We start from the raw sequence: 25755 nt of genomic DNA, 5'->3' as shown, positions 1-25755 counted from the left end.
TTCGTCGGCGCGACGGACGTCCCGCTCACCGCGACGGTGCTCCTTCGCCTTCGAGCAGTTCTCCGAGGTCTCGTACGACGATGTCGGCGCCGTAGCGGAGCAGCCTCGCCGCGGTGTCCGGGTCGCCGGAGCGGTCCACGCCCACGACGACGGCGAAGCGTCCACGACAGCCCGCCTCGACACCGGCGAGAGCGTCCTCCATGACCGCGGCGCGTTCGGCCGGGACGCCCAGCCGTCGGGCCGCCTCCAGGAACAGATCGGGCTGCGGTTTGCCCGCGAGCCCCAGCCGGGCCGCCTCCGCGCCGTCGACCAGCGCGTCGAAGAGGTCCAGCACGCCGGCCAGGGCGAGGAGCTCCCGGGCGTGCCGCGACGCGGAGGCGGCGGCGACCGGAACCCCGGCCCGGCGCAGCACGCGTACCAGCCGTACCGTGCCGGGATACGCCCGTACGCCATGGGCGCGCAGGCTCTCGGTGAACAGGCGCTCCTTCTCACCCGCCACACGGCGTACCGTCTCCGGCGACGGCGCGAGGCCGCGCGACACGAGGAACGCGGCGGCGCCGTCGAGCCGGGACCTCCCGTCCACGTACCGCAGGTAGTCCTCGCGGGTGTCGAACGGGCGCCGCTGCCCGAGATCCCCGGGCGGGTACTCGCCGATGAAGGCGTCGAAGGCGGCCTTCCAGGCTTCGGCGTGCAGCCGGGCCGAGTCCGTGATCACCCCGTCGGTGTCGAGCACCACCGCCGCGACGTCACGCAGCGACGGTACGAGCGCGGCCAGGGACCGGGCTGTCATGGCCTGTCCTGCGCCGGCCGGCCCGCGGTCATGGTCGTCTCCTTCGAGCATCGCTGCCGGCTCCGTCGGAGCCTGCGGAGTGCGGCCCTCCCCGGTGCGGGCACTCGTTCCCCGACCAGTGTGGATTCCGCTCCTCCTCCGCGCATGCGGGGGCACGGGGACGAGGGGCCGAAGGGCCCCGGCCGGATCCGAGCGGCCTGTGGTGGTGGCGCTCTGGAGCGCTCACGCTGGTATCAGGACCCACGAAGGGAGCCTGAACCATGTCTTCCGCCACCACGGTCGCCGAGCGACCGCACACCTCCCGGATCCGGCTGGTCGATCTGTACGCCCCCGACGGCAGCGGCGGTCCGACATGAGCACACGGCCTCGGCCTCAGGCCCGGGAGCAGGACAGCCTGCACGGCAGCCCGCACCGGGTGAGCGACGTGATGACGCGGGCCGTCGTCGCGGTGGGACGCACGGCCCTGTTCAAGGACATCGTCGAGCGCATGGACCAGTGGAAGGTCAGTGCCCTGCCGGTCCTGGAGGGCGACGGCCGTGTCATCGGGGTCGTCTCCGAGGCCGATCTGCTGCCGAAGGAGGAGTTCCGGGACAGCGATCCGGACCGGCTGACCCGAACGCGCCGCCTGGCCGACCTGGCCAAGGCCGGGGCGTCCCGTGCCGAGGAGCTGATGAGCACCCCGGCCGTCACCGTCCACGCCGACGCCACGCTCGCGGAAGCCGCGCGGATCATGGCCGTCCGGCACGTGAAGCGGCTTCCGGTCGTGAACGCCGAGGGCGTCCTCGACGGCGTCGTCAGCCGGGGGGATCTGCTCAAGGTGTTCCTGCGTCCGGACAACGACCTCGCCGACGAGATCCGGCGCGATGTCGTCGACGTCCTGTTCCCGGCCCCGGTCGAGCCCGTGCACATCATCGTCAGCGAAGGTGTCGCGACGCTGACCGGCCGGGTCGCGGACGCCACGCGGATTCCGCTCGCCGTCCGCCTCGTGCGGGGCGTCGAGGGCGTGGTCGGCGTGGACTGCCGGCTCACCGGGGCCGACGGGCGGGGCATCTGACGGCCGCCCGCGCGGGGCCGACGGAAGGCCGACCGGCCCTGCCCGAGGCCGAGGGTCCCATGGCCCGCCTCCGCGTACGGGCACATGCTGGAGACGGCACCCGCTCTCACCGACGCCCAGCGAGGTCATCATGTTCGCCAGCCCGCAGATCGTCAGCGAGGTCATGACCCACACGGTCGTCTCCGTCGGCCGGTGGGCCTCCTTCAAGGACATCGTGGGCATGATGCAGGAGTGGCGGGTCAGTGCGCTGCCCGTGCTGGAGGGAGAGGGCAGGGTCGTCGGTGTCGTCTCCGAGGCCGACCTGCTGCCCACGGAGGAACTCCGGGACAGCCCCGAGCGGGGCTACGCCCTGCTGCGCCCCGCCGACGTGGTGAAGGCCGGCGCGGTGACCGCGGGGGACCTGATGTCCTCACCCGCGATCACCGTCCGGGCGGACGCCACTCTCGCCGAAGCGGCACGCGTCATGGCCCGCGAGAAGGTCAAGAGGCTGCCCGTGGTGGACGAGGCCGGTCTGCTGGAGGGTGTCGTCAGCCGCGCCGACCTGCTCACGGTCTTCCTGCGCGACGACGAGGACATCGCCGAGGAGGTACGGCGGGACATCGTGGCCTACCTCTTCCCGCTGTCGTCCTGCGACCTCCACGTGGAGGTGCACGACGGAGTCGCCACCCTGACCGGCCGGGTCCGGGACACCGCCCTGGTCCCCGTGGCCGCGCGCCTGGTGCGGGCCGTCGAGGGGGTGGTGGACGTGGAGTTCGACCTCGCGCGGGACGCGGTCCGGCATGCCCCGCACCGGACGGAAGCGCCGCACGAACAGGGCCCGGTCGGCCCTGGTGCGTCCGGGGGCCACGGGCGATGATCGGTCTCGTGGGCAGCTCGGAGCGCGTCCGAACCGAGAGACCGAGGTGAGGGATCGTCATGGCCGAGACACACACCTTCACCGAGCAGGACCCGATCCGGGTCTTCCTGCTGGACGACCACGAGGTGGTACGGCGCGGGCTGAACGACCTGCTCGACGCCGAGCCGGACATCCGAGTGGTCGGCGACGCGGGCACCGCCGAGCAGGCCCTCGTCCGCGGACCGGCCCTGCGCCCGCACGTCGCCGTCCTGGACGTACGCCTGCCCGACGGCGACGGCATCACCGTGTGCCGGGAACTGCGGGACCGGATGCCGGAACTGGCGTGTCTGATGCTGACCTCGTTCGACGACGAGGAGGCCCTGCTGGACGCGATCATGGCCAGCGCCGCCGGTTACGTCCTGAAGCAGATCAAGGGGTCCGACCTGGTCTCGGCCGTGCGCACCGTCGCCTCGGGACAGTCCATGCTGGACCCCGCGACCACCGCCCGGCTGATGCGCTCGCTGCGCGCGGAGCCGGCCGGGGCACCGCCCCTCCCGCCGGAACTTGCGGGGCTGTCACCCCGGGAACGGGACATCCTCGCCCTCATCGGCGAGGGTCTCACCAACCGTGAGATCGGCAAGAAGCTCTATCTGTCCGAGAAGACCGTCAAGAACCACATCTCCCGGCTGCTGGCCAAGCTCGGCGTGCAGCGGAGGGTCCAGGCCGCCGTCCTCGCCTGCCACCTGGATCAGCGCGGCGGTGAGCACACGGGTTCCGGGTCATGAGCCCCTCGGCCGTGCGACGGTGCGTGCGTCCTCCCGGACGCGGTGCGCTCGTCTCACGGGACCGGGGCTGCCGTCCCCTGCGGCGGAGGGGCGCGCGTGGCAGGTTGGGATACAGCACCCTTCTGAGGAGAGGGCGAGAGTCATGCGAGCTCACCTCGGCGACCAACTCGTCATCGAGAGTCCGACGACCGGCGCCGCCCGGCGCGACGGCGAGATCGTCGGCATCCACCACGAGGACGGAACACCCCCCTACGACGTGCGCTGGTCCGACACGGACGAGGTGACGCTCGTCTTCCCCGGGCCCGACGCACACCTCCAGCACCCTCACGACGCCCCCTCCGGGACCACGCGCACGTCACGGCCGGGCACGGGTGCCGCACAAGCCGCGTCCACCCGTGTCACACCGCGCCGGACGGCCGACCCCGGTGACATCGGCCGGCGTGTGGCCGCCGAGCGGCGCAGACAGGGGATCGGCCTGGAGGAAGCGGCCCGCCGCGCACGGATGTCCCCCGAGTACCTCGCCTACCTCGAAGAGAGGCCCGCGGCCCCGTCCATGGCCACTCTCATCAGGCTGGCCGGCGCACTGGGCACCACCGTCACCGCTCTGTACGGAGGTGGCATGGACCTCCCGCCCGGCCAGGGGCACGCGCTGCTGCACCCCGTGCTCCGGGACCTCACTCCGCAGGAGTGCCGCACCCTGCTCTCCACGCACGGTGTGGGACGCGTCGCGGTGTCGACGTCCGAGGGGCATCCGGCTGTCATCCCGGTCAACTACGCGGTCGTCGACGACGCCATCGTCTTCCGTACGGCGCCGAACTCCGTGACCGCGGCGGCGGCCGAGAGGGAGGTCGCCTTCGAGGTAGACCACGTGGACGACGCCCTGAGCCAGGGCTGGAGCGTCCTCGCCGTCGGCCCCGCGACGGTCGTGACGGAGCCCGACGAGGTACGCCGGCTCACCCGGCACGCCCACACGACACCATGGGCGGGCGGTGCCCGTGAGATGTGGCTGTCGATCCGCCCCACGAGCCTCACCGGGCGACGGATCACCGCGGCCGAGCAGTAGCCCGCCGCACGGTCCTCCATCACCTCCGCAGGAGAGGGACGGGTGGCGGATGTCGGAGTGGACATGGGAGTGGACGGGCTACGACCCCGCGGCCGAACAACTGCGGGAAGCGCTCTGCACGCTGGGCAACGGCTACTTCGCCACACGGGGAGCGCTGCCCGAGCGCCGGGCCGGTCTGACGAACTACCCGGGGACCTACGCGGCCGGGTGCTACAACCGCCTGGAGTCGGCCGTGGCGGGGCGCCGGCTGGTGAACGAGGACCTGGTCAACCTCCCGAACTGGCTGCTCCTCAGGTTCCGTACGCGGCGCGCCGGGGAAGCGTGGGGCCCGTGGTTCTCCCCCGACGCGCGCACCCTCGTCGATCACCGGCACACGCTGGACCTGCGCCGCGCCACCCTCACCAGGTCCTTCCACCACCGGAACGGCGGCACGGGCCTGGTCGGCGTCGAGCAGACCCGGATGGTGCACATGGGGGATCCTCACCTGGCCGCGTTGCGGACGGAGTTCACGGCGGAGGGCTGGTCGGGCGAGATCGAGATCCAGAGCTGTCTGGACGGCCAGGTGATCAACGGCAACGTGCACCGCTACCGCGCGCTCGACCGCCGCCACGTGGGCCATGTGCGGACGGGTGCGCGCGAGCCCCGCACGATCTGGCTCAGCTGCCGCACGAGTTCCTCGGACATCACCGTCGCCCTGGCCGCCCGGACGACGGTCGTCGCCGACCGGGCTCCGGTCGCATCGGTGCTCCGGCCGGGTCGTCAGCGGGCCGTCCACCGCCTGGTCGTCCTGATCGCCCCCGGCCGTCCCGTCACCGTCGAGAAGACCGTGGCGCTGCACACCTCGCGGGACACGGCCATCAGCGACCCGCTGGGCGAAGCGGTCGACCGGGTCTCCACGGCAGCGGACTTCCCCACCCTGCTGGACTCCCACACGGCCGCGTGGGAACAACTGTGGCGGCGCGCGGAGTTGCGGGTGCCCGGCGAGGCCGGCCGCGTCCTGCGTTTCCATCTCTTCCACGTCCTGCAGACGCTCTCCCCGCACACCGGGGACCTGGACGTGGGCGTTCCCGCCCGGGGGCTGCACGGCGAGGCCTACCGGGGTCATGTCTTCTGGGACGAGCTCTTCGTGCTGCCGTATCTCGACCTGCACTTCCCCGAGGTCTCCCGGGCGTTGCTGAACTACCGCTACCGGCGCCTCCCCCGGGCCTGCAGGGCCGCGGCCGAGGCGGGCCGGGCCGGGGCCATGTACCCGTGGCAGAGCGGCAGCGACGGCCGCGAGGAGACCCAGGAACAGCATCTGAACCCCCGCTCGGACCGCTGGCTGCCCGACCACTCAAGGCTTCAGCACCACGTGGGCTCGGCGATCGCCTACAACGTGTGGCAGTACTGCGAGGCCACCGGCGACACCGAGTACCTGCACACCAAGGGTGCGGAGATGCTGCTGCAGATCGCCCGCTTCTGGGCCGGTCTCGCCGTCCACGACCCCGGCCCGGACCGCTACCGGATCCGCGGTGTCGTCGGCCCGGACGAGTACCACGACGGCTACCCGGACGCGGGTCGGCCGGGGCTGGACGACAACGCGTACACCAACGTCACCGCCGCCTGGGTCCTCGCCCGCACCCTGGAGCTGATGCGGCGCCTTCCCGCATGGCGCCGCGAGGAACTGTTCCAGCGGGTCCGGCTGAGAGCTGACGAACTGCCGAGGTGGGAGGAGGTCTCACGCCGGCTGCGGGTGCCGTTCCACCAAGGCGTCATCAGCCAGTTCGAGGGGTACGACGACCTCGCCGAACTCGACTGGGACGCCTACCGCGCCCGCTACGGCAGCATCCGCCGGCTGGACCGGATCCTGGAGGCCGAGGACGACACGGTCAACCGCTACAAGGCGTCCAAGCAGGCCGACGTCCTCATGCTCGGCTACCTGTTCTCGCCCGCCGAGCTGCGGTCCCTGTTCCAGCGTCTCGGTTACCCCCTCGACGACGACATCTGGCGCGGCACCGTGGACTACTACCTGCGGCGCACCAGTCACGGCTCCACCCTCAGCGGACTGGTGCACGGGCTGGTCCTCGCCAGAGCCAGACGGTCCGAGACATGGCAGTACGTCCGCGAGGCGCTGGAGGCGGACATCGCCGACATCCAGGGTGGTACGACCGGTGAGGGCATCCATCTCGGGGCCATGGCCGGCACCCTCGACCTGATCCAGCGCGGCCTGACGGGACTGGAGACACGCGAGGACGCCCTGTGGCTGGACCCGGTCCCTCTCTCGACGCTCTCCGAGTACGGGTTCACGGTGCGCTATCGCGGTCACTGGGGGATCGGCATACGACGGCGCGGCGGGGAGCTGGAGATCAGCGTGCCCGACTCGGAGGAGTCACCGGTCCGGGTGAGGCTGGCCGGCCGCGCGGTGACCATCGCCCCCGGGGAGACGTACCGGCTCACGCTGTCCGAGGCCTGACGCGGCGTCACCCGAGGCCGCCCGGGACGGGGGTGGCCTTGATGGGCTCCCGCCCGCGCTCCGGGGTGTTTTGCAGCGCTTTCTCCCCATGGGCACGAGGTAGCGTCAGTCGCACGAACGGCGCGAGGGGATCTCCTCCGCGACGAACTGCGGGTCCGGCCGGAGCGAGCGGAGGTGCGGTCGTGTCGGTCGACATGAGCGCCGTGGACGAGACGAAGCTGAACGAGCTGCTCGGGAGGGTCGTGACCGATCTGGGCGCGGTCGCGGCGGCGCCCCTGGCCCTGCTCGGGGAGAGGCTGGGGCTCTTCCGGGCCCTCTCGGACGGCGAGACCGTCACCCCGGGGGAGCTCGCCGGGCGTACCCGGACCACCGAGCGCAACGTCCGCGAGTGGCTGGCCGCGATGGCCGCCAGCGGATACCTGAGCCATGAAGGCGACGAGCGTTTCCGCATGACGCCGGAACAGAGCGCGGTCTTCGCCGACGAGAACAGTCCGGCCTTCGCGCTCGGCGGGTACCAGTCGTTCCTGTCCTGCGGCTCGGCCGAGGAACGGGACCGGCTGGAGCGCGCCTTCCGGGACGGCAACGGCGTCGGCTGGCACGAGCATCACGCCGACCTGTTCGCCGGGACGGGCCGCTTCTTCCGCCCGGGCTACGCCGCGCACCTGGTGGCCGAGTGGCTGCCGGCGCTGAGCGGTGTGGTGGAGAAGCTGCGCACCGGCGGCAAGGTGGCCGACGTGGGCTGCGGGCTGGGACATTCCGCCGTGATGATCGGTGAGGCGTTCCCGGACGCGCGGGTGACCGGCTTCGACACCCACGAGCCGTCCGTCGAAGCGGCCCGCGAACTGGCCGCCGAGGGCGGCGTCGAGGGCCGGGTCGCGTTCGAGGTGGCCGGCGCCAAGGACTTCGGCGGCGGGCCGTACGACCTGATCGCGTTCTTCGACTGCCTGCACGACATGGGCGACCCGGTCGGCGCCCTGGCGCACAGCAGGGAGCGGCTGGCCGAGGGCGGCAGCATCATGCTCGTGGAGCCGCTGGCGGGCGACCGGCTGGAGGAGAACCTCAACCCGGTCGGCCGCACCTTCTACAGCGCCTCGGCCCTGATCTGCACGCCGGCCTCGCAGTCCCAGGAGGTCGGCCGCGCCCTGGGCGCCCAGGCGGGCGAGGAACGCACCCGTCAGGTCGCGTCCGAGGCCGGGCTCACCCGTTTCCGCCGGGCGGCACAGACGCCGTTCAACATCGTCTACGAGGCCCGCGTCTGACCGCGAAGCGGCAGAGCGGCGGCGGGGGGGGCGATCGGCGGCGCCCCGACCGGGTGGAGCCCGGCCGGACCCACCCGGACCGGCTCACCCGCCGTGCCGCACGCCCGGCACTCCCCTGGCACCAGCCTGCCCGAGGCCGGCCGCGCGGCGCCGGGGCCTTGGCCGTGTAGCGCGGGACCCGGCTGGTAAAGCGCGGGGCCCGGCCGTATAGCGCGGCACCCGGCCGGTGGCCAGGCGGCCGTGCCGGAGCGCCGCACCGGAGGAGCCGAGGCGGTGACACCCCTCGTTCATCCGGCTGCCGGCTCCCGGCAGCCTGCAGCCGGGCCGGGACTGCACCGATCCGGCGCACGAGCGCTCCGGCCCGCACGCACACGGTCCTCGGTGAGCGCCCCGGCCAGGTTCAGCACCTGGGAGATGGTCACCAGCCGCGCGGGCCGACCCTCCCGCTTCAAACCGCCCCGGCCGCGAACGCCCTGACGTGGAGTCCCCTGAGGTGGCAGCCGCTGCGGGCCGCGGACACAGCGCTGTCACAGAGAAGTGCTACGCGCGTAATTTTTTGGCTCCAACAGCTTGCCGACAGGCCCTGGAATCACGACACTTCAAAAGTGAACTTGTCAGGAGCACGCCCACCATCCATGGGCGGGTCCCTGCCGCACCCGCACACCCCCTGACCCGCATCCCCCCACAGGAGAGCCGCATGCGGATCACGAAGTCCGGCACCGCGAGACGCACGGGCCCGATCGCCACAGCGACCGGCCCGTCCACGGTGACCGCACCCACCACTCCCACCCCTCCCCCCACTCGGACCGCCTTCACCGCCGGGCCCTCGCCGCGGACCCACGCGACGTCCGCCGAGCCCGCATCCGCCGGGGCGCGCGCTCCCGCCGCCCCGCCTCCAGGTCCGTGACCGGGATGCCGGACCCGTCCGGCACCGGCATGCGCTGACCATCCGCCGGCCGCACTCCCGCGGCCTCCCATGTCGCCCCCGACCCACCGGGGGGCATCTCACCGCCTTCCCGTGGCGGCCCTTCCCGTTCGGCCCGCCCCTGGCCGCCTCCCCGTGAGACCGGGGCGCGAACGCGAGTCCGGCCGGAAGGCTGACCTGTCATGTCCGCATCAAGGCGTAGCGCTGCCGTCTGCCGTTCGACGGAATCCAACATTCCACTTCTGGAGGTCCCCGTGAGATCGACCAAGCCGCTCTCGGTGCTCGCAACCCTCGGCGCCGCAGTGCTGCTCAGCCTGGGTCTGAACGCCCCGGCCCAGGCCGCCGGTCCCGTCTACGTCGCGCTCGGCGACTCCTACTCCGCCGGCAACGGCGCGGGCAACTACGACAGCGCGAGCGGCAACTGCCACCGCAGCTTCAGCGCCTACCCCTACCTCTGGAAGAACGCGCACGCCCCGTCCTCCTTCGCGGACACCTCCTGCTCGGGCGCCGTCACCACGGACGTGACGAACTCCCAGCTCGGCCCCCTGAACTCCTCGACCACGCTGGTCTCCCTGACCATCGGCGGCAACGACGCCGGGTTCGCCGACGTCATGACGGCCTGTGCGACCGACTCCGACTCCGACTGCGTCAACCGGGTCAACCAGGCGGAGAGCTACGCGCAGAACACCCTGCCCGCCCGCCTCGACGCCACCTACAACGCGATCCGGGCCAAGGCCCCCAACGCCAAGGTCGTCGTGCTGGGTTACCCGCACCTGTACACCCTCAACGTCTTCTGCATCGGGCTGAGCGACACCAAGCACCGGAAGATCGACGAGGCCTCCGACGTCCTCGACAACGTCATCCAGGCCAGGGCCGCCGCCCACGGCTTCGTCTTCGGTGACGTCCGCGGCACCTTCAACGGGCACGAGCTGTGCTCCGGCGACAACTGGATGCACTCCATCGTCGTCTCGCCGTCGTGGGAGTCGTACCACCCCACCGCCACCGGCCACGCCTCCGGCTTCTACCCGGTCCTCAACGCCAACAGCTGACCGGACCCCTCCGACGGCACACTCCCCGAACCCCACGGCCCCCCGTGCGAGCACCGCGCACGGGGGTTGCCCATGCCGCCCTCGGGCGGGCCCCAGGGGCTGCGGCATCGTGCCGCCGACACCTCATGCGCGATGAGGGCCGGCCGTACGCCGGGTCACGGGGTGGCCGTAGCAGGTGCTCCCCGACCGGGCTTCCCGGACGGGGAGGGCGGAGGAAAACCCGGGTGGAGCGCAGAGGGCAGCGGAGCCAGTGACGCGCACAGCGAGGCCGGAAAGGCGGGCTCCACGCGCCGCACGCTCCGGCAGCCTCCGGCCGAGGTCCGGGTGATCGGCATCCAGCCCGTGCGTTTCGCGCGGAAGAACCAGCGGTCGCCCAGGCGGGACGAGCAGGCGGGGCCCGTGGAGTCGCCGCAGGCCGGTCCCGTGCGCCAGGAGAAGTCGAGCACCAGCCACCCGCCGTCGCACCTCTCCGCGTCCCGGTACGTGTGCTCGGGCGCGCCGGCCGCCGACAGCGCCTGGTCGTAGGAGTCGGGGGTGCAGCCGGTGACCGGCGGGGTGCAGCCCAGCTTCCCGCACAACCGCAGCGCGGGCGGTGCGGCACCGTCGGCGGTGAAGCGCGTACGACTGTCGACGATCACGTCGCGGTCGCCCAGCGGCTCGGGCAGCCGCACCCTCGCCGTGGCCTTGCCCTCCCTCGTGCACCCGGAGGCCCTGTCGCCGGACGGCGAGGTGAAGGTGACCTGCACCCGTACGAGGTCCGTCATCGGATCGGTGAGCACGGCCTTGAGCCTGCGCACGCAAGGACGGGGACCGCTGGGCACCGGCGCGTCGAGGAGCAGTGTGCGGCGGTCGGCACCGAGACGCACTCCGGTGACCGCGGAGGGCTCCATCGTCGTCCACGGGATCGGCTCGGCAGCCGACGCCGGCCTCCCGTCCCCCTGTCCGGCCACCTCCGTCCCGCACGCGCCCAGAAGCACCATGGCGACGGCGCAGACGAAGAAGGCGGCGGACGCCCTGCGCGTTCTTCCCGGCGTTCCCCTTGATCGCATGAGCGCTCGATCCCCCCGCACCGCGCCGATGTTTCCCCGGGTCAATATAGGTCCGCGAGTGAGCCGTACCGCTACCGCTTTCCCACAGGGGGGCGAAACGTCGCCCAGCAGGGCAATTCACCACAAGCTCTCGCGCAGTCACCCGCACACGGGAAACGCGGCACGGAACCCGGTCGCGGACGTCCGCGGGCGGCGCCGGAGCGCGGGGTGGAGCGGGCGCCGGCACACCGGCAGGCAGAAGGTGAATCTTCATTTATGATTCAAGGCGGCCGCCGAGCTGCGGCTCGCCCCTATGCGCGGCGACTGCGGAATGCTCTGGCCGGCCGAGGCGGGCGGTACGTGTCGGGACAGCTGTCCGGACGAGAACCACGTGACGCTGATCATGAAGGTCCCGGGGAATCGCGTGCCCTCCGGCGTGCGTCTCGATGGGGTGGGGCGCCCGGTCGCCCCGCCCACGGACAGAAGCCCCCCGGGAGAATGAGGTATGCCAGTGATCTGCGTCGGAGGCATGATCGGCATCGGCAAGACGAGTGTCGCCGAGCTGCTCGCCAAGGAGCTGGGCAGCCAGGTCTTCTACGAGAGCGTGGAAGACAACCCGATTCTTCCGCTCTTCTACACCGCGAGCCCCGAAGAGATCCAGGCCAAGCGCTACCCCTTCCTGCTCCAGCTCTACTTCCTGCAGACGCGGTTCGCGTCGATCAAGGAAGCGTACAAAGTGAACGACAACGTCCTCGACCGCTCCATCTACGAGGACTGGTACTTCGCCAAGGTCAACCACGACCTGGGCCGGATCAGCTCCCTCGAGATGCAGGTGTACGAGGCGCTGCTCGACGAGATGATGCGCGAGATCGACGGTCTGCCGTACCGCAAGGCACCCGACCTCATGGTCTACCTGAAGGCGGACTTCGAGACGGTGCAGCACCGCATCGGTCTGCGGGGCCGTGACTTCGAGCAGGACGAGAGCCTCGTCGAGTACTACCGGACGCTGTGGTCCGGCTACGACGACTGGGTGCACAAGCACTACTCGGCCAGCGAGGTCCTCGTCATCGACATGAACAACACGGACGTGGTGCACAACCCCGAGGACGCGGCCCGCGTGGCGCAGGAGGTCAAGGACGCCCTGGCCTCGGTCGAGCGCCGACGCTGACTCGGGCGTTGATTCGGGCACGGACCCGGGCGCGGCCTCGGCTCGGCTCCGGCGCCGCGTACGCCGCCGAAGGCCGGCGCCGCGGCGGCCCGCGTCGGAGGGGCTCCGCTCAACAGGCCGTCGTCCGGCCCGACTCGGGCGGGTACGGCATGCCCTCCGACGGGGGAACGCACGGAACACCGTGACGCACGGCCCCACTTGACGCCGCCCGCCTCCCCGGCCCGCCCGCACGGCGACCGGGGAGGCGGGCGGCGTTGCGATGTCTCCGGTCGCCTCCCGGACGCCCCGGACATAGGCTTGTGCTACCGAAGGCGGCCATGCGGACGCCTTGCGGACCACCGCGTCGCCGATGGCTCCAGACCATCGCACGAGCCGGGCGTGCGGCCCGCCGACGACGGCCGTGACGCACGCCGGCGCCTCTCCAGCAGGGCTCCGCCCCTGCCGCCGTCCCCTGTGCGACCAGGGAGTCGCAAATGACGCATCCGACTCGAATACACCACCGGGCCACGGCCGTCGCCGCAGCGGCGCTGATGGCCGGAAGCATGGCGCTCGCGTACGGCGCCGCAGCGGGCACCGCGCACGCGGCGGCCTTCCCCGCCGACGTCAGCTCGTCCGATCAGCAGAGCATCGTCTCCGAGACGAACAGCGTGCGCCAGGACGCGGGCCAGTCGGCGCTGTCCTGGGACGCCGGCCTCGCCAGGGGCGCCCAGGCCTGGGCCGACGACCCGGCATCCACCGCGGGCGGCCTGCAGCACGACGAGAGCGTGAACAACGCCGCCGAGAACATCTCGTCCTCGTCGCCGACGCAGGCCACGGGGCAGTGGGCGAGCGAGAAGGGCGCCTACGACGCGGATCCCGACCACGACACCAACAGCCCGGGGTACCGGACTTGGGGGCACTACTACAACATGATCCAGCCGGGGTACACGAAGATCGGCTGCGGCGCGCGTGACGGTATCACCGTGTGCCGTTACAACTGACCCCTCTCCAGGGGAAGTCCACAGGCCGAGGCCGCGGTCGCGGGCCGGGCGGGAACCCATCCAGGTTCCCGCCCGGCCCGTTCCGTTTCGCCGTAGTAGTGACGCCGGCCACAGCCTTCGGACAGAAGAGGCAATATCGTCGCACTGCCCGCCGTGCCGACCGGCCGGCGGGCTTCTGTCGACCCGGGGGGGGGTTGATCGTGGTGCCGGACGCCTGATGCCCGCCTCTCCGATGACATGCTCCGATAGCATGTTCGAGCTCACGACGATCACTGTTGGCTTTCCGGCAAACCATGCCATACGGCGCGATATGTGGCCTGGTTGACCAATGACCAAAGCGGCCAGACACCTTGACATATATGATATCGCGGGCATTTGCGCGAATAACCGACAGAAGCACGCTGATCGCCGTACGGCGTCACCCACGGGCGCTGCTCTGGGCCACGACGGGTGCGGTGGCCCTCGCCTTTCTCGTCGCGGTGGAAGTGGTCGCGCGTCGCTACTGCGGCGTTCCGGGGCCGATCACCGAACAGGCGCGCGAGGTGATATTCCCGCCCAAACCGGGGCCGCTGTACGCGGGTATGGCGTTGATGATGGTGGTGCTCACCCGGCGGCAGCGATTCATCGCGGCCGCGGCCGCGATCGGCATCGATGTCGTCTTCGTCCTGGTGCGCTGGGCGGCGGGTGCCGACGTGCCCGAGGGCCGCTCCTTCGGCAACGGCGCTCTCTGGGTGATGCTGGGCTGCGCGGTCGTCGCCGTCACGCGCCGCACCGGCGAGGAACGCGTCCTGCTGCTGAAGGGCGTCGGGCTCGGCCTGCTGCTGGTGGCCGGCCGCAAGACCGGTGACACCTGGCTGCTCATCACGTCGAAGACCCGCCCGTCGGTGCTCGATCCCTATGTGGCGACCGCCGATCACGCGCTGGGCGACCCGTCGTGGCTGGCGGGCCGGATCCTCGCGGCCGTCGGGCCGGCCGGCACGCATGTCCTCCACTTCGTCTACGCCCAGCTCGCCGTGGCCGCGGTCGCCGTGACGCTGTACCAGCTGCGCGACGTGGCGGCCGAGCGCCGCTTCCCGCGCCACCATCTGGTGCGGACCTTTCTCGTGATCGGCCTGCTCGGACCGGCCATCTACATGATCTTCCCGGTGGTGGGGCCGGTCTTCGCCTACGGTCCCGGCGCCTCCGGGACCGGCGGCGTGCAGTGGGCGGTGGCCAACCTGTGGCCGGACACGCCGCCGGTCCTCGGCGCGCCCCACCCGGTGCCGTACGACGCGATCACCCCGCGCAACTGCATGCCGAGCCTGCACACCGCGTGGGCCACCGCGATCTTCATCCACTCCCGCAGAGGCCCGAAGGCGCTGCGCTACGCGGGGACGTTCTGGCTGGTCGCCACACTCTGCGCGACGCTGGGCTTCGGCTACCACTACGGCACGGACCTGGTCGCCGGCGTGGTGTTCGCGCTCACGATCGAGGCGGCCCTGCGCTCGCTCGAACGCGGCTGGGACCCCTCGGGAGTACGGCTGGTGGCCCACGGCACGGCCGTCTTCGCCGGGCTCCTGCTCTCCTACCGCTACCTGCCGACCCACATGGCCGGACATCCCTGGGTGTTCGGGCCGCTCCTCCTGCTGGCGATGGCTTCGGTCATCCATCACTACATGGGGACCACCCGGTCGTGGGAGCCTGCGGTGTCACCGGACAGGCGACCGGAACCCCTGCCGGAACTCGTCTGAGAGGGATTCCCTGCCCGGACTCGCCCGAAGAGACGCGCCGTTGGGCCGGGCCGGACAAGGTGGTCCGGCCCGTCGTCCACCGGTGCGTCTGCACAGAAGTTCGATACGCTGCGCGTCCGGACCGCGGGGGGAGACAAGGATGCCGGACAGGACAGCGAGAGCGGCGCTCGGGTTGGCGGCGGTTCTTCTGAGCACGCTCACCGCCTGCGGTCTCGACGCCCCCGACCCGGTCTCCGGGCTCAAGGACGACCTCAGGCACGTCCCCCGGAAGACCGCCCCGGCCACCCGCCCGCACCTGGTCAAGCAGTGCTCGGCCGAAGACGTCCGGGTCGGGCACTCCTCCACGACCGGCTCCCGCGGCCACCGCCGGACCCGTACCTGGTACACGACCGAGCACCGGCGGACATGTCATGACGTGCGGCAGGGCACCGAGTCGTACACCAAGGAGATCCGCCCGGAGCGCTGGTGCGTCCGCCTGGACGACGTCAATGGTGATCGCGGCCAGGACGACGTCTGGTTCCGCGTCGACCACGGCGACTACACCGAGGCCCTGATCGCCCGCTATCACACCCGTCTGCGGCTCGACTCCGCCACACGGACCGTGTACTGCTGACGGCCGGAAGCGGGGACGAGGCCTGCCCCGCGAGGTCGACGGGCAGGCTCAGGACTGGGGTTGAGGGGTCTCGGTGTCGTTCTCGTCGGGCGACGCGGTCGCCGTGAGCGCGATGTCGATGAACCGGCGGATGGCCTCGGCGGGCATGTCGAGCCCCTGGGAGGCGGCGTGCTCGTCGCCGAACACCTGCACCGCCTCGGCGATGGCCATGGCAAGCTCCGCCTCCGCCTTGCGGACCTTCACCTCAGCCTTGTCGACGGTGTCGACCACCGCCAGCTGACGGCGCTGCTTCTCCTGGAGCCGCTGCTTGCGGGACGGCGCCTTGCCGGCGTTCTGCACAGTCACGATCAAGATCATAAGCAGACGCCCGGTCAGACGGGAAATCGGCAACTGCGCTTCAGCGGAGCCCTGTTCGGCGGTCGTTCAGCGGTGGCCCGCCAGAGCCGCTTCTCAGGTCGCCGCGCGGACCGGCGACGTGGGAGCGCCCGCTCCCCCACCGGCGCCTGCCCGCCGAGCCTGGCCGGCGGGGCCGCCCACCGGGACCTGCCCCACCGGACCCCGTCGGGCCTGCCCCGCCCGGCCGGTCCGCTCCGCGGCCCCCGGCCGCCTCAGTCCGACAGCTCCGAGGCGTAGGGCGGCTCGGCCCCCGCCCGCGAGCAGGTCAGAGCCGCCGCGCGGGCCGCGAAGCCGAGCACGTCCCGCCAGACGTCGGCGCCGAGTCCGGCAACCGCCGCGTGGCTCAACGCCCCCAGTTCGCGCAGCCGGTGGAGCAGGGCCGCGTTGACCGTGTCCCCCGCGCCGATGGTGTCGACCACCTCGACCGGGGTGCCGGGCACGTCCACCCGGCCGGCGCCCCGGCCGCGCACGCTGAGTCCGTCGCCGCCCCGGGTCAGGACGATCGCCGCCGGACCGCGCTCCAGCCAGGCGGCCAGGCTGTCCTCCAGGGCGCCGTCGGGACGGCAGTCCGCGAGCCAGCAGGCGTCCTCGACCGAGAGCTTCAGCAGCGTGACATGGGGCAGCCAGGACAGGAAACGCCTCCGGTAGGCGTCGGGGTCCGCTATCAGACCGGCCCGGATGTTGGGGTCGAGGGCGGTGAAGACCCCGTTGCCGTACTCCCGGCGCAGCAGTGCCTCGTACGCGCTCGCGCCCGGTTCGAGCACGAGCGAGCAGGTGCCCACGGACAGGGCGGTGGTGCCGTCCGGCAGCGCGGGCGGCAGGGCGAACAAGCGGTCGGCGGTGCCCTCGGTGTAGAAGCCGTAGCCGGCCGATCCGTCGCTGCCCACGTCGGCGACGGCCAGCGTCGTGGGCTCGGGGCCGCGCTGGACGAGTTCCGTGCCGACGCCCGCGTCCCGCAGCCCCGCGAGCAGAGCGGCGCCGAAGGCGTCCGTGGACACGCGCGAGCAGAACGCCGTCGGAGAGCCGAGACGCCCCAGCGCGACGGCGACGTTGTACGGGCCGCCGCCTCGCTGCGGCAGGAGCGGCGGCAGGGGGGACGGCCGCTCGGGGGCGACGGGAGCGGGCACGAGGTCGATGAGCGCCTCACCGGCGACGACGATCACTTCTGTGGGTTCCTTTCGGTGAACTGTGGTGCGGTGAGCGGTGGTGCGGCATGACGGCGGAACAGCGGGGCGGCGGAGCGGCTGGGACGGCGACTGCCGGCGAGGGCACGGCCGGGGGGCGCTCCGCCGGGACGGGCAGGTCAGCCGGGCCCCGGCGACGGCGCCCCCTCGGATTCCGCCGAAGCCGCCGAGCCCGCAGAGGCCACCGAAGCTGCAGAGCCCGCCGAAGCTTCAGAGGCAGCAGAGGCCGCAGAGGCATGCGATGCCGTGGTGACCGGAGTGCCCGGCGGGCAGCCGCAGGACGTGCGGTGGACGACGGTGCAGGGGAGCCGGACGGTCCGCGGGGCGCGGTCCGGCTCGTCCAGGCGTTCGAGGAGGAGCTGCAGTGCCAGTCTGCCGAGGTCACGGCTCGGCTGGCGGACGGCGGTGAGGCTGGGCGAGAAGAGGTCGGCCCATTCGAAGTCGTCGAAGCTGACGAGCGCGATGTCCTCGGGGATGCGCAGGTCCGCGGCGCGGAGCGCCTGGAGCGCGCCGATGGTCATCGCGTTGTTCGCCGCGATGACGGCGGTGGGGCGCCCGGGGCCGGACAGGAGCCGCTCGGTCGCGAGGCGGGCGCCGTCCGAGGCGGAGCTTCCGTGGGCGAGGAGGGCGGGGTCGAAGGGGAGGCCGGCCGCCCGCAGCCCCTGCCGGTATCCGTCGATCCGCTCGGTCGTGGTGCTCAGTCCGGCGAGTCCCGCGACCATCGCGATCCGGCGGTGCCCGAGCGCGGCGAGGTGCTCGACCAGTTCCCGCACGGGCGGGGCGCCGTCGGCGCACACCTGGTCGTACGCCGGCGGCTCCGCCTCGTCGACGAGGCGGTCCAGGAAGACGACCGGGACGTCGGCGCGGTCCAGGTACTCCAGCAGCGCGGACGGTTCGGCCGACGGGGCGATGATCACGCCGTCGACGCGGCGTTCGTGGAGCATGCGGACGACGCTCAGTTCGTGGGCCGGGTCGTCGTGGGGGTCGGCGATGAGCAGTCCGTAGCCGGTGGCGAGGGCCTCGGCCTCGACGCCCTGGAGGATCTCGGTGAAGTACGGGTTGCTGATCGCGGAGACGGCGAGGCCGACCGAGCGGGTGCGGGAGGTGACGAGGGACCTCGCCAGGGAGTTGTGGATGTAGCCGAGCTCGTCGATGGCGCGCAGCACCGCGTCGCGGGTGGCCGGGCGTACCGGACGTGTGGCGTTCAGCACGTGGGACACCGTGGCCACCGAGACACCCGCGTGTCTCGCCACGTCCGCCATGGTCCGCATCCGTTCTCCTTCGTGTGCCCCGCTGCCGCGTGTGCGCCTGTCCCGGGCCGGAGCCGGACGGGTGCGGGCGCGGGTGGGGAGAGGCCGTCTCGTTCGTCCATGAGACGTCAGTGACCTATGAAAAGTCACACGTAAGCGTTTGCGCAAGCGCTTACGCGCCGATTATGTTTCCCGGCGTCTGCCGACATCCGTCCGCACACCGTCGTGAGGAGGCGCCATGCGCGCTGTCGTGGTCACCCAGCCGGGAAGCGCCGAGCTGACCGACATACCCGATCCGAGTCCTGGTCCCTCGGAGGTGGTCGTCCGCGTCAGCTCCTGCGGTCTCTGCGGCACGGACATGCACATCCTGGGCGGCGAGCTGCCGTCCGTGACCTACCCGCTCGTACCCGGTCACGAGCTGACCGGAGTCGTCGTCGGGACCGGCAGGGACGTGCTCTTCCCGCGCGTCGGCCAGCGGGTCGCCGTCGACCCCAACACCCCCTGCGGCGCCTGCCACTACTGCAGGATCGGCCGCGGCAACCTCTGCGAGCACTACACCGCGACCGGGGTGACCCGCGACGGCGGTTTCGCCGAGTACGTGGCGGTCCCCGCGGGGCGCTGCCATGTCCTGCCCGAGGGGCTGTCCGAGGCCGCCGCCGGTCTCGTCGAGCCGCTCTCGTGCGCCGTCCACGGTCTGAGCCGGCTCCCCCGCCGCCCCGGTGAGCACTACCTGATCTACGGCGCCGGGACCATGGGCCTGATGATGTCGGCCCTGGTGGCGCACTCCGGCGCGGCCTCCGTGTCGGTCGTCGACCCCAACACCCGCCGCCTGGAGCTCGCCCGGCGCATGGGCGCCGACGCGACCGCGGCGAACGCCGGGGAGCTGGGCCGGGACCACGGTTTCGAGGTCGTCATCGACGCGACCGGCGTCATCGCGGCCATCGAGGACGGTCTGGGCCGGGTCCGCAAGGGCGGCACGTTCCTGCAGTTCGGCGTGGCCGACCCGGCGCGGCGGGCCTCGTTCTCGCCGTTCCTGGTCTACAACCGCGAGATCGACATCATCGGTTCGATGGCGGTGCACAACGGCTTCCAGCCGGCCGTGGAGATCCTGGCCGGCGGACTCGACCTGGACCCGCTCGTCAGCGACGTCCTGCCGCTGGAGGAGTTCGACGAGGCCGTACGGCGCTTCCGCTCGGGCTCGGGCCAGAAGATCCACCTCGCCCCGCAGGCCGGCGACCCGCGTGTCGCGGCGGCCACGGCGCTGGGCACGGCGGCGGGCTCGGCGTCGTGAGCGCGCGGCCGGCGGCGGGGGTGGCGCCGAAGGGGCGGCCACGGCTGCGCAACGCCCTGATCTGGGTGTTCGGTGCCCTCGGAGGCATCCTGTGGGGCTACGACACCGGGGTGATCTCCGGCGCGATGCTCTTCATCCGCCAGGACATCCGCCTGTCGCCCCTGATGGAGGGGCTGGTCGTGTCCGGCCTGCTGGTGGGCGCCATGGCGGGCGCCGGGCTGGCCGGAAAGCTCTCCGACGCCTGGGGCAGGCGCCGTCTGATCCTGGGCGCCGCGCTCGTCTTCATCGTGGGCACCCTCGCCGCCGCCGTCGCCTCCGAGGCGCCGTTCCTGATCGGCGCGCGGGTGGTCATCGGCGTCGGTGTCGGCATCGCGTCGGTCGTCGTGCCGCTCTATCTGACGGAGCTGGCGCCGGTGGAGGTGCGGGGCGGTCTCGCCTCCCTGATGCAGCTCCTGGTGACCGTGGGCATCTTCCTGGCCTACGTCACGGACTACGCGCTGGCCCCCGCGCACGCCTGGCGCTGGATGATCGGTCTCGGTGTGCTGCCCGCGGCGGTGCTCGCCCTCGGCATCCTGACGCAGCCGGAGAGCCCGCGCTGGCTCGTGGGGCGGGGCCGGCCGGACGACGCCCGTGCCGTGCTGACCCGTCTGCGCGGGGACGGCCGGGCCGCGCGGACCGAGCTGCTGGAGATCGAGAGGACGCTGGAGGAGGAGCGGGCGGAGACGCGGCGGCTGACGCTGCGCGACCTGTTCGCGCCCCGGCTGCGGCCCGTGCTCGTGGTGGGCCTGCTGCTGGTGTTCTTCCAGAACTTCGGCGGCATCAACACGATCATCTACTACGCCCCGACGCTGCTGACCAGCATCGGGTTCGGCGACGACGGAGCGATCCTTGCGAACGTCGGCATCGGCCTGGTCAACATGCTGATGACGCTTCCCGCGATGCGTCTCATCGACCGCCGCGGGCGCCGCCCCCTGCTGCTGTGGGGCTCGGTCGGCATGTGCGCCGGCATGGCCGTGCTGGCCGCGGTGAACCTGACGCCGCTCGGTCACGGGCCGCTGCTCGCGCCGCTGACCCTGTTCGGTGTCGCGCTCTACGTCGCCTCGTTCGCCGCTTCCTGGGGCCCGGTGCAGTGGGTGATGCTGCCCGAGCTGTTCCCCACCCGCATCCGCGCGGGCGCCGTCGGTGTGTGCGTCGTCTTCAACTGGCTCTTCAACATGGCCGTGGCGCTGGTCTTCCCGTCGCTGCTCAGCGCCTGGGGTGCCGGGGCCAACTTCGTGATCTTCGCGGTCACGACGTTCCTCTCCGGTGTCTTCGTCAAGCGGCTGCTGCCGGAGACCCGGGGACGCACCCTGGAGCAGATCGAGCGCGACCTGCTGCACCGCGGGGGCACGTCCGCCGGGCGGGACGGGGCCGAGGCCGAGGAGGCACCCGCGCCGACGGCGTCGGTGAGCTGACCGGACCCGACGAGAGGCGCCCGGCCGGAGAGATTCTCCGGCCGGGCGCCTCTCGTCGTACGGAACGGTCACGGCCGCTCACGGGGCGGCCGCGGGTGACCGGCGGCGCTCCGGCGTGATCCTGGGGCCCGGAATCCCGGAGCACGAGGATCCCGGGGCACGAGGATCCCGGACCGCCCGGCGTGCTCAGAACGCCGTGAGCGTCAGCGTGAAACCGGTGGGCGCCGTGTCCTGGATGTAGGAGGCGAAGTCCGCGACGTCGTCGAAGGCGAAGCCGTAGGCCTTGCCGTCCTTGGTGGCCGCGTGGATCGCCTTGGAGTAGTGGTTGGTCAGGGCGCCCTGGTAGAACGCGGCCGGGTCGGTGGCGGGCTGGGCGGTCTGGCTGATCAGCGTGGAGCGGTTGAAGCCGGCGCCGAGCACGGCGGCGACGGGGCCGGTGGTGCCGTCGTTCGGCGCGGCGAGGTTGCCGTCGCAGAAGAGGACGTCACGCGTGGAGGGCTTGGCGAAGGACACCGAGGCGGGACCGTCGAAGGTGAACCGGTCGCCGCGCACCCGGCCGGTGAACGTGCCGGCGTTGGTGCTGATCTTCAGGTCCTTGCCGGTGTAGGTGCTCCACACCTGGTCGATGTACGGGGCGAAGTAGTCCTTGGCGAAGATGCCCGAGTCCAGTCCGTGGCCAGGGGCGATGACGCGGGTGTCGTCCACGACGAGCTTCGAGAACTCCTCGACCTGCTTGACCGCCGCGAAGGCGGCGGCGCGTCCGCCGTCGCGCAGCGTGCCCGTGGTCTGGTCCTTCTGCCCCGTGAGCCGGATGCTCATCGGGATGCTGAACATGTCGACCATGGTGGTGTTGCAGAACATGCCGCCCGAGTTGAAGGTGAACTCGGCGCAGTCGTGCAGGATCCCGAAGTTGGGGTCGGAGGTGACCCAGCCGGCCGGGAACTGGAGCGCGGCGTTGCCGTTGCCGTCGGTGACGGCCTTGAACTTGAGCTTCTGGCCGAGGGAGACGTAGATGCGTCCCGACATGAAGGGCAGGTTGAGCTTGGTGTCGCCGCTGCCGGACAGCGGGATGGCGTAGTCGGTGAAGCCGTCGGCGCCGTTGTCGGAGAGGGCGATGGGGGCGAGCGTGCCGTCCTGGGTGAGGCGGACCTGCTTGCCGTCCAGGTTGCCGACGACGTAGAGGTGCGCGGAGGCGTTGTCGAAGGAGCCGGTCCTGTTGACGACGGTCACCGGGAGCGAACCGGCCGCCGCCGCGGTCTTGGCGTCGGTCTGGCCGGCGAGCGCGTACGGGGCGAGCGCGGCGAGGGCCGGAACTCCCACGGCGGCGCCGCCGAGGGCGAACATCATCTTGCGGCGGGTCATGTTGCGCTGGTGACGAGGCGTCATGGGTGAGCTCCTTGCCATGGAGTGCGGTCCCGTCCTCGGCGCAGGCCGGGACCGCTCTGGTGGGGGGTGGGTGGGGGGGTGCGTGGGAAGGGGTCCGGGCGGGCGGAGCGCCTCAGCCGACGGTCCACTTCTGGTTGGCGGTGCCGCCGCACGTCCAGATCTGCAGCCGGGTGCCGTCGGCCGCGGAGTTGCCGGTCGCGTCGAGGCACTTGTCGGCGCCGACGTTGGTCAGGTCGTGGGCCGAGGTGTACGCCCACTGCTGGGCCTTGGTCCCGTTGCAGCCGTAGAGCTGGACGGCGGCTCCGGCGTCGGTCGAACCGCCCTTGACGTCGAGGCACTTGCCGAGCGCCCGTACGGTGCCGTCGGTGCCCAGGGTCCACTTCTGGGCGTCGGCGCCGTTGCAGTCGTGCAGCTGGATGGGGGTCCCGTCGGCGCTGGAGGCGCCCGCGACGTCCACGCACATGCCGCCGATGCCCTTGATGGCGCCGGTACGGCTCGTGCCGCCGTTGCCGGAGTCGGGGCTGTCCGAGGTCGTGACGTGGACGTAGTCGACGGTCATGCTCTGCGGGAAGGAGGTGCCGCCGTCGGGGCTGCCGGGCCAGTCACCGCCGACCGCGAGGTTCAGGATGATGAAGAAGGGGTGGTCGTAGACCCACTTGTTGCCGTTCACGTCGGCCGGGGTGCGGGTCTCGTAGTTCTTGCCGTCGACGGACCAGGTGATGGCGTTCGGGCTCCAGTCGACCGCGAAGACGTGGAAGTCGTCCGCGAAGGCCTTGCCGTCGGGCAGGGTGTACGCCGCTCCGATGCCGCCGGCGCCGGAGTAGCCGGGGCCGTGGATGGTGCCGTGGACGGTGCCGGGCTCCTTGCCGACGTTCTCCATGATGTCGATCTCGCCGCTGTTCGGCCACCCGGCGCTGCCGAGGTTGTCGCCCAGCATCCAGAAGGCCGGCCAGACGCCCTGGCCGCGGGGGATCTTGATGCGGGCCTCGTAGTGGCCGTACGCCTGGGTGAAGGTCTGCGCGGTGTTCAGCCGGGCCGAGGTGTACTGGCACGTCCCGTACCAGCACTGCAGGCCAGGGTCGCTGTTCTTGCGGGCGGTGATGACCAGGTCGCCGTTGCCGTCGAGCGCGGCGTTGCCCGTGTTCTTCGTGTAGTACTGGAGTTCGTGGTTGCCGTTGCCGCCGCCGCCCGTCTCCAGGGACCACTTGCCCGGGTCGGGCGCGCTGCCCGCGGCCCCGTCGAAGTCGTCGGACCAGGTCTGCACGGTCGCGGCGTTCGCGTTGTGCGCGGCGGGTCCGGTGGTGTTGAACAGGACGGCCGAGGCGAGGGCGGCGGCGAGGAGACACGCCGACCCTCCTAGGGTCCATCGGCGGGAGCGGTGAGCGGCCATGTGGGGTGACGCACCTTGTCTTGGGGGGGGAACATGCGGTCGTGAGCCGAGCGGGGACTCGCGGGTGTGCGGCGCGGACAGGAGCGCGTGCCGCAGGCGGCGGAGAGCCTGAGAGCGCTCTCACCGGGACGGCGAGCGCCGTCGGTGGGCACCGACAATACGCACGTTCAACCACCCCGCCAACCGGAGTGCGCCCCCTCAAATGCCTCTGAACTGCGGCTACTTGAGAAGCGACAGAGTTTCCCGCACAGGCTTAAGACGCGTTTAAGCCGCTCTTAAGAAGGGCCCCCGGCCCGTGCACGCCGCGTCAGCGGGCGAACACGGGCCGGGGGCCCTGGGGGTGTCCGGCGGGGCGAGGGGGTGCGACGGAGGTCTCAGAACTCCTCGTGGGTGTCGGGGTCCCCGCCTGTGCGCCCGCGTTCGAGGGCCGACAGGGCCGCGGTCTCCTCCTCGCTCAGGGTGAAGCCGAAGAGGTCGAGGTTGGCCCGCTGGCGCGCGGGGGACGCCGACTTGGGGACCGGGACCACGCCGAGCTGGAGGTGCCAGCGCAGCACCACCTGGGCCGGCGTCACTCCGTGGGCACGGGCCACCTCGGTCACGGCCGGCTCCGCGAGCAGCCCGTCGCCGCGTCCCAGCGGGCTCCAGCTCTGGATCGTGACGCCCCGGCGGGCGTGCTCCTCGCGCAGCCGCTCCTGCGGGAAGTGCGGGTGCATCTCGATCTGGTTGACCGACGGCATGACGCCGGTCTCCGCGGCGAGCCGATCGAGCTGGTCCACGGTGAAGTTGCTGACGCCGATCGAGCGCACCAGGCCCTGTTCCCGCAGTTCGGTCATCGCCCGCCAGGAGTCGGCGTAGGCGTCGAGCCGGGGAAGCGGCCAGTGGATCAGGTAGAGGTCCACGTAGTCGACACCCAGCCGCTCGGCGGACGCCGCGAACGCGCGCAGCGTCGGCTCGTAACCGTGGTCGGCCCCGCGCAGCTTGGTGGTGACGAGCACCTCCTCGCGCGGCAGGCCGCTCGCGGCGACGGCCCGGCCGACCTCGGCCTCATTGCCGTAGCTGGCGGCCGTGTCGATGAGCCGGTAACCGGCGTCGAACGCGCTCAGGACCGCGGTCTCGGCCTCCTGTCCGGCGAGCGGATAGGTGCCGAAGCCGACGCAGGGGAGGGAAAGCCCGTCCGGGAGAAGGCGCGTGGGGACCGTGCTCATGGAAGTCCTTGTGGTCGAGGGTGGGACGAGGGAGGGACGAGGGAGGGCGGGGCGAGAGAGGGGAAAGGAAGAAGGAAGAGGGACGGGACAGGCACCGGGCCCGGCGGTGCGGAGGGGTCCGCGGGCCGCCGGGCCCGGTGAGGTCAGGCGGTCTGCGCGGGGACGGCGCGCTCGGCCTCGGGCTCCGCCGCGGGTACGGAGGCGTCCGGCGCGGGCGTGGGGCGCAGGATCACCCACGCGGCGAAGGAGGCGGTGAGGGCCAGCATGGCGATCCCGCACCAGAGGTTGACGTTCCAGCCCCCGGACTTGCGGAGTTCCTCGCCGCTCGCCCCGGTCGCGCCCATGGCGGTGAGCACGACGCCGTAGATCCCGAACAGGGCGGCGATGATGCTGCGCAGATCGAACAGCAGGTGCGCGGACCTCGCGGGCGCCGTGGCCGGCAGGTCGGTGTTGTCGGACATGGGGTCT

Annotated in this window: 22 protein-coding genes; 13 read left to right on the top strand and 9 right to left on the bottom strand. The window is 72.0% G+C overall.

Annotation, left to right across the window (positions count from 1 at the left end):
* Positions 1-25: 25 nt before the first annotated feature.
* Entirely contained in the window at positions 26-790 is a 765-nt protein-coding gene (locus ACIPRD_RS06930; protein ID WP_401560631.1) for an HAD family hydrolase, read from the bottom strand.
* Between the two features lie 352 nt (positions 791-1142).
* Between ACIPRD_RS06930 and ACIPRD_RS06925 the strand changes: the two genes are divergently transcribed.
* From ACIPRD_RS06925 to ACIPRD_RS06895, 7 genes are all read left to right on the top strand, one after another.
* Positions 1143-1844, top strand: coding sequence for a CBS domain-containing protein (locus tag ACIPRD_RS06925; RefSeq protein ID WP_401560628.1), 702 nt, complete (start codon positions 1143-1145; stop codon positions 1842-1844).
* Between the two features lie 130 nt (positions 1845-1974).
* Entirely contained in the window at positions 1975-2700 is a 726-nt protein-coding gene (locus ACIPRD_RS06920; protein ID WP_356408095.1) for a CBS domain-containing protein, read from the top strand.
* 59 nt (positions 2701-2759) lie between these two features.
* Positions 2760-3464, top strand: coding sequence for a response regulator (locus tag ACIPRD_RS06915; RefSeq protein ID WP_401560625.1), 705 nt, complete (start codon positions 2760-2762; stop codon positions 3462-3464).
* Between the two features lie 142 nt (positions 3465-3606).
* Positions 3607-4527, top strand: coding sequence for a pyridoxamine 5'-phosphate oxidase family protein (locus tag ACIPRD_RS06910; protein ID WP_401560622.1), 921 nt, complete (start codon positions 3607-3609; stop codon positions 4525-4527).
* A 49-nt stretch (positions 4528-4576) separates the two neighbouring features.
* Positions 4577-6979 (top strand): glycoside hydrolase family 65 protein, encoded by a 2403-nt coding sequence (locus tag ACIPRD_RS06905; RefSeq protein WP_401560619.1) that lies wholly within the window; start codon positions 4577-4579, stop codon positions 6977-6979.
* Between the two features lie 182 nt (positions 6980-7161).
* Positions 7162-8238: a class I SAM-dependent methyltransferase gene (locus ACIPRD_RS06900; protein WP_401560616.1), complete on the top strand. Its 1077-nt coding sequence runs from the start codon at positions 7162-7164 to the stop codon at positions 8236-8238.
* A 1179-nt stretch (positions 8239-9417) separates the two neighbouring features.
* Entirely contained in the window at positions 9418-10212 is a 795-nt protein-coding gene (locus ACIPRD_RS06895; RefSeq protein ID WP_356408110.1) for an SGNH/GDSL hydrolase family protein, read from the top strand.
* A gap of 155 nt (positions 10213-10367) precedes the next feature.
* Here ACIPRD_RS06895 and ACIPRD_RS06890 read toward each other — a convergent pair whose 3' ends face one another.
* A complete protein-coding gene (locus ACIPRD_RS06890) occupies positions 10368-11192 on the bottom strand; it encodes a hypothetical protein (RefSeq protein WP_401561860.1) in 825 nt (274 codons plus the stop codon).
* Between the two features lie 553 nt (positions 11193-11745).
* Here ACIPRD_RS06890 and ACIPRD_RS06885 point away from each other — a divergent pair.
* The 4 genes from ACIPRD_RS06885 (at position 11746) to ACIPRD_RS06870 (ending at position 15731) form a co-directional block, all read left to right on the top strand.
* Positions 11746-12408: a deoxynucleoside kinase gene (locus tag ACIPRD_RS06885; protein WP_356408116.1), complete on the top strand. Its 663-nt coding sequence runs from the start codon at positions 11746-11748 to the stop codon at positions 12406-12408.
* A 473-nt stretch (positions 12409-12881) separates the two neighbouring features.
* Entirely contained in the window at positions 12882-13388 is a 507-nt protein-coding gene (locus ACIPRD_RS06880) for a CAP domain-containing protein (RefSeq protein ID WP_356408119.1), read from the top strand.
* Between the two features lie 359 nt (positions 13389-13747).
* Positions 13748-15118 carry a phosphatase PAP2 family protein gene (locus tag ACIPRD_RS06875; protein ID WP_356408122.1) on the top strand — a complete coding sequence of 457 codons (1371 nt, stop codon included), beginning with the start codon at positions 13748-13750 and terminating at the stop codon, positions 15116-15118.
* A 139-nt stretch (positions 15119-15257) separates the two neighbouring features.
* Complete coding sequence (locus tag ACIPRD_RS06870) at positions 15258-15731, top strand: hypothetical protein (RefSeq protein ID WP_401560611.1); 474 nt, start codon at positions 15258-15260, stop codon at positions 15729-15731.
* A 48-nt stretch (positions 15732-15779) separates the two neighbouring features.
* Here ACIPRD_RS06870 and ACIPRD_RS06865 read toward each other — a convergent pair whose 3' ends face one another.
* From ACIPRD_RS06865 to ACIPRD_RS06855, 3 genes are all read right to left on the bottom strand, one after another.
* Entirely contained in the window at positions 15780-16076 is a 297-nt protein-coding gene (locus ACIPRD_RS06865; protein WP_356408128.1) for a hypothetical protein, read from the bottom strand.
* Between the two features lie 263 nt (positions 16077-16339).
* Positions 16340-17290: a carbohydrate kinase gene (locus ACIPRD_RS06860; RefSeq protein WP_401560608.1), complete on the bottom strand. Its 951-nt coding sequence runs from the start codon at positions 17288-17290 to the stop codon at positions 16340-16342.
* A 140-nt stretch (positions 17291-17430) separates the two neighbouring features.
* On the bottom strand, positions 17431-18582 hold the full coding sequence (locus tag ACIPRD_RS06855) for a LacI family DNA-binding transcriptional regulator (protein ID WP_401560605.1): 1152 nt from the start codon (positions 18580-18582) through the stop codon (positions 17431-17433).
* A 217-nt stretch (positions 18583-18799) separates the two neighbouring features.
* Between ACIPRD_RS06855 and ACIPRD_RS06850 the strand changes: the two genes are divergently transcribed.
* A complete protein-coding gene (locus ACIPRD_RS06850) occupies positions 18800-19852 on the top strand; it encodes a zinc-dependent alcohol dehydrogenase family protein (protein WP_401560602.1) in 1053 nt (350 codons plus the stop codon).
* Positions 19849-21306, top strand: a complete 1458-nt coding sequence (locus tag ACIPRD_RS06845; protein WP_401560599.1) for a sugar porter family MFS transporter — start codon at positions 19849-19851, stop codon at positions 21304-21306. Before ACIPRD_RS06850 ends, ACIPRD_RS06845 begins: the two co-directional genes overlap by 4 nt.
* Positions 21307-21492: 186 nt before the next feature.
* Here ACIPRD_RS06845 and ACIPRD_RS06840 read toward each other — a convergent pair whose 3' ends face one another.
* The 4 genes from ACIPRD_RS06840 to ACIPRD_RS06825 all read right to left on the bottom strand — a co-directional run bounded on the left by ACIPRD_RS06840 (position 21493) and on the right by ACIPRD_RS06825 (position 25748).
* The gene (locus ACIPRD_RS06840) at positions 21493-22692 is read right to left on the bottom strand and encodes a beta-1,3-glucanase family protein (RefSeq protein WP_356408151.1); all 1200 of its coding nucleotides are present in this window, start codon (positions 22690-22692) and stop codon (positions 21493-21495) included.
* A gap of 112 nt (positions 22693-22804) precedes the next feature.
* A complete protein-coding gene (locus tag ACIPRD_RS06835) occupies positions 22805-24082 on the bottom strand; it encodes a family 16 glycosylhydrolase (RefSeq protein ID WP_401560596.1) in 1278 nt (425 codons plus the stop codon).
* Positions 24083-24456: 374 nt separating this feature from the next.
* Positions 24457-25287, bottom strand: a complete 831-nt coding sequence (locus tag ACIPRD_RS06830) for an aldo/keto reductase (protein WP_356408157.1) — start codon at positions 25285-25287, stop codon at positions 24457-24459.
* A 143-nt stretch (positions 25288-25430) separates the two neighbouring features.
* Positions 25431-25748 carry a hypothetical protein gene (locus tag ACIPRD_RS06825; protein WP_356408160.1) on the bottom strand — a complete coding sequence of 106 codons (318 nt, stop codon included), beginning with the start codon at positions 25746-25748 and terminating at the stop codon, positions 25431-25433.
* Positions 25749-25755: the final 7 nt, after the last annotated feature.

This window comes from Streptomyces sp. NPDC090108, assembly GCF_044747185.1.
Lineage (GTDB): Bacteria > Actinomycetota > Actinomycetes > Streptomycetales > Streptomycetaceae > Streptomyces.
Note: the sequence above shows the minus strand (reverse complement) of the source record. Positions and strands in the feature narration are given on the sequence as shown.

What these genes read in the sequence shown, in the direction of transcription:
- ACIPRD_RS06930 (WP_401560631.1), bottom strand. Translation starts at nt 790, where the DNA reads ATGACAGCCCGGTCCCTGGCCGCGCTCGTACCGTCGCTGCGTGACGTC.
- ACIPRD_RS06925 (WP_401560628.1), top strand. Translation starts at nt 1,143, where the DNA reads ATGAGCACACGGCCTCGGCCTCAGGCCCGGGAGCAGGACAGCCTGCAC.
- ACIPRD_RS06920 (WP_356408095.1), top strand. Translation starts at nt 1,975, where the DNA reads ATGTTCGCCAGCCCGCAGATCGTCAGCGAGGTCATGACCCACACGGTC.
- ACIPRD_RS06915 (WP_401560625.1), top strand. Translation starts at nt 2,760, where the DNA reads ATGGCCGAGACACACACCTTCACCGAGCAGGACCCGATCCGGGTCTTC.
- ACIPRD_RS06910 (WP_401560622.1), top strand. Translation starts at nt 3,607, where the DNA reads ATGCGAGCTCACCTCGGCGACCAACTCGTCATCGAGAGTCCGACGACC.
- ACIPRD_RS06905 (WP_401560619.1), top strand. Translation starts at nt 4,577, where the DNA reads ATGTCGGAGTGGACATGGGAGTGGACGGGCTACGACCCCGCGGCCGAA.
- ACIPRD_RS06890 (WP_401561860.1), bottom strand. Translation starts at nt 11,192, where the DNA reads ATGGTGCTTCTGGGCGCGTGCGGGACGGAGGTGGCCGGACAGGGGGAC.
- ACIPRD_RS06885 (WP_356408116.1), top strand. Translation starts at nt 11,746, where the DNA reads ATGCCAGTGATCTGCGTCGGAGGCATGATCGGCATCGGCAAGACGAGT.
- ACIPRD_RS06880 (WP_356408119.1), top strand. Translation starts at nt 12,882, where the DNA reads ATGACGCATCCGACTCGAATACACCACCGGGCCACGGCCGTCGCCGCA.
- ACIPRD_RS06875 (WP_356408122.1), top strand. Translation starts at nt 13,748, where the DNA reads ATGATATCGCGGGCATTTGCGCGAATAACCGACAGAAGCACGCTGATC.
- ACIPRD_RS06870 (WP_401560611.1), top strand. Translation starts at nt 15,258, where the DNA reads ATGCCGGACAGGACAGCGAGAGCGGCGCTCGGGTTGGCGGCGGTTCTT.
- ACIPRD_RS06855 (WP_401560605.1), bottom strand. Translation starts at nt 18,582, where the DNA reads ATGCGGACCATGGCGGACGTGGCGAGACACGCGGGTGTCTCGGTGGCC.
- ACIPRD_RS06850 (WP_401560602.1), top strand. Translation starts at nt 18,800, where the DNA reads ATGCGCGCTGTCGTGGTCACCCAGCCGGGAAGCGCCGAGCTGACCGAC.
- ACIPRD_RS06840 (WP_356408151.1), bottom strand. Translation starts at nt 22,692, where the DNA reads ATGACGCCTCGTCACCAGCGCAACATGACCCGCCGCAAGATGATGTTC.
- ACIPRD_RS06835 (WP_401560596.1), bottom strand. Translation starts at nt 24,082, where the DNA reads ATGGCCGCTCACCGCTCCCGCCGATGGACCCTAGGAGGGTCGGCGTGT.
- ACIPRD_RS06830 (WP_356408157.1), bottom strand. Translation starts at nt 25,287, where the DNA reads ATGAGCACGGTCCCCACGCGCCTTCTCCCGGACGGGCTTTCCCTCCCC.
- ACIPRD_RS06825 (WP_356408160.1), bottom strand. Translation starts at nt 25,748, where the DNA reads ATGTCCGACAACACCGACCTGCCGGCCACGGCGCCCGCGAGGTCCGCG.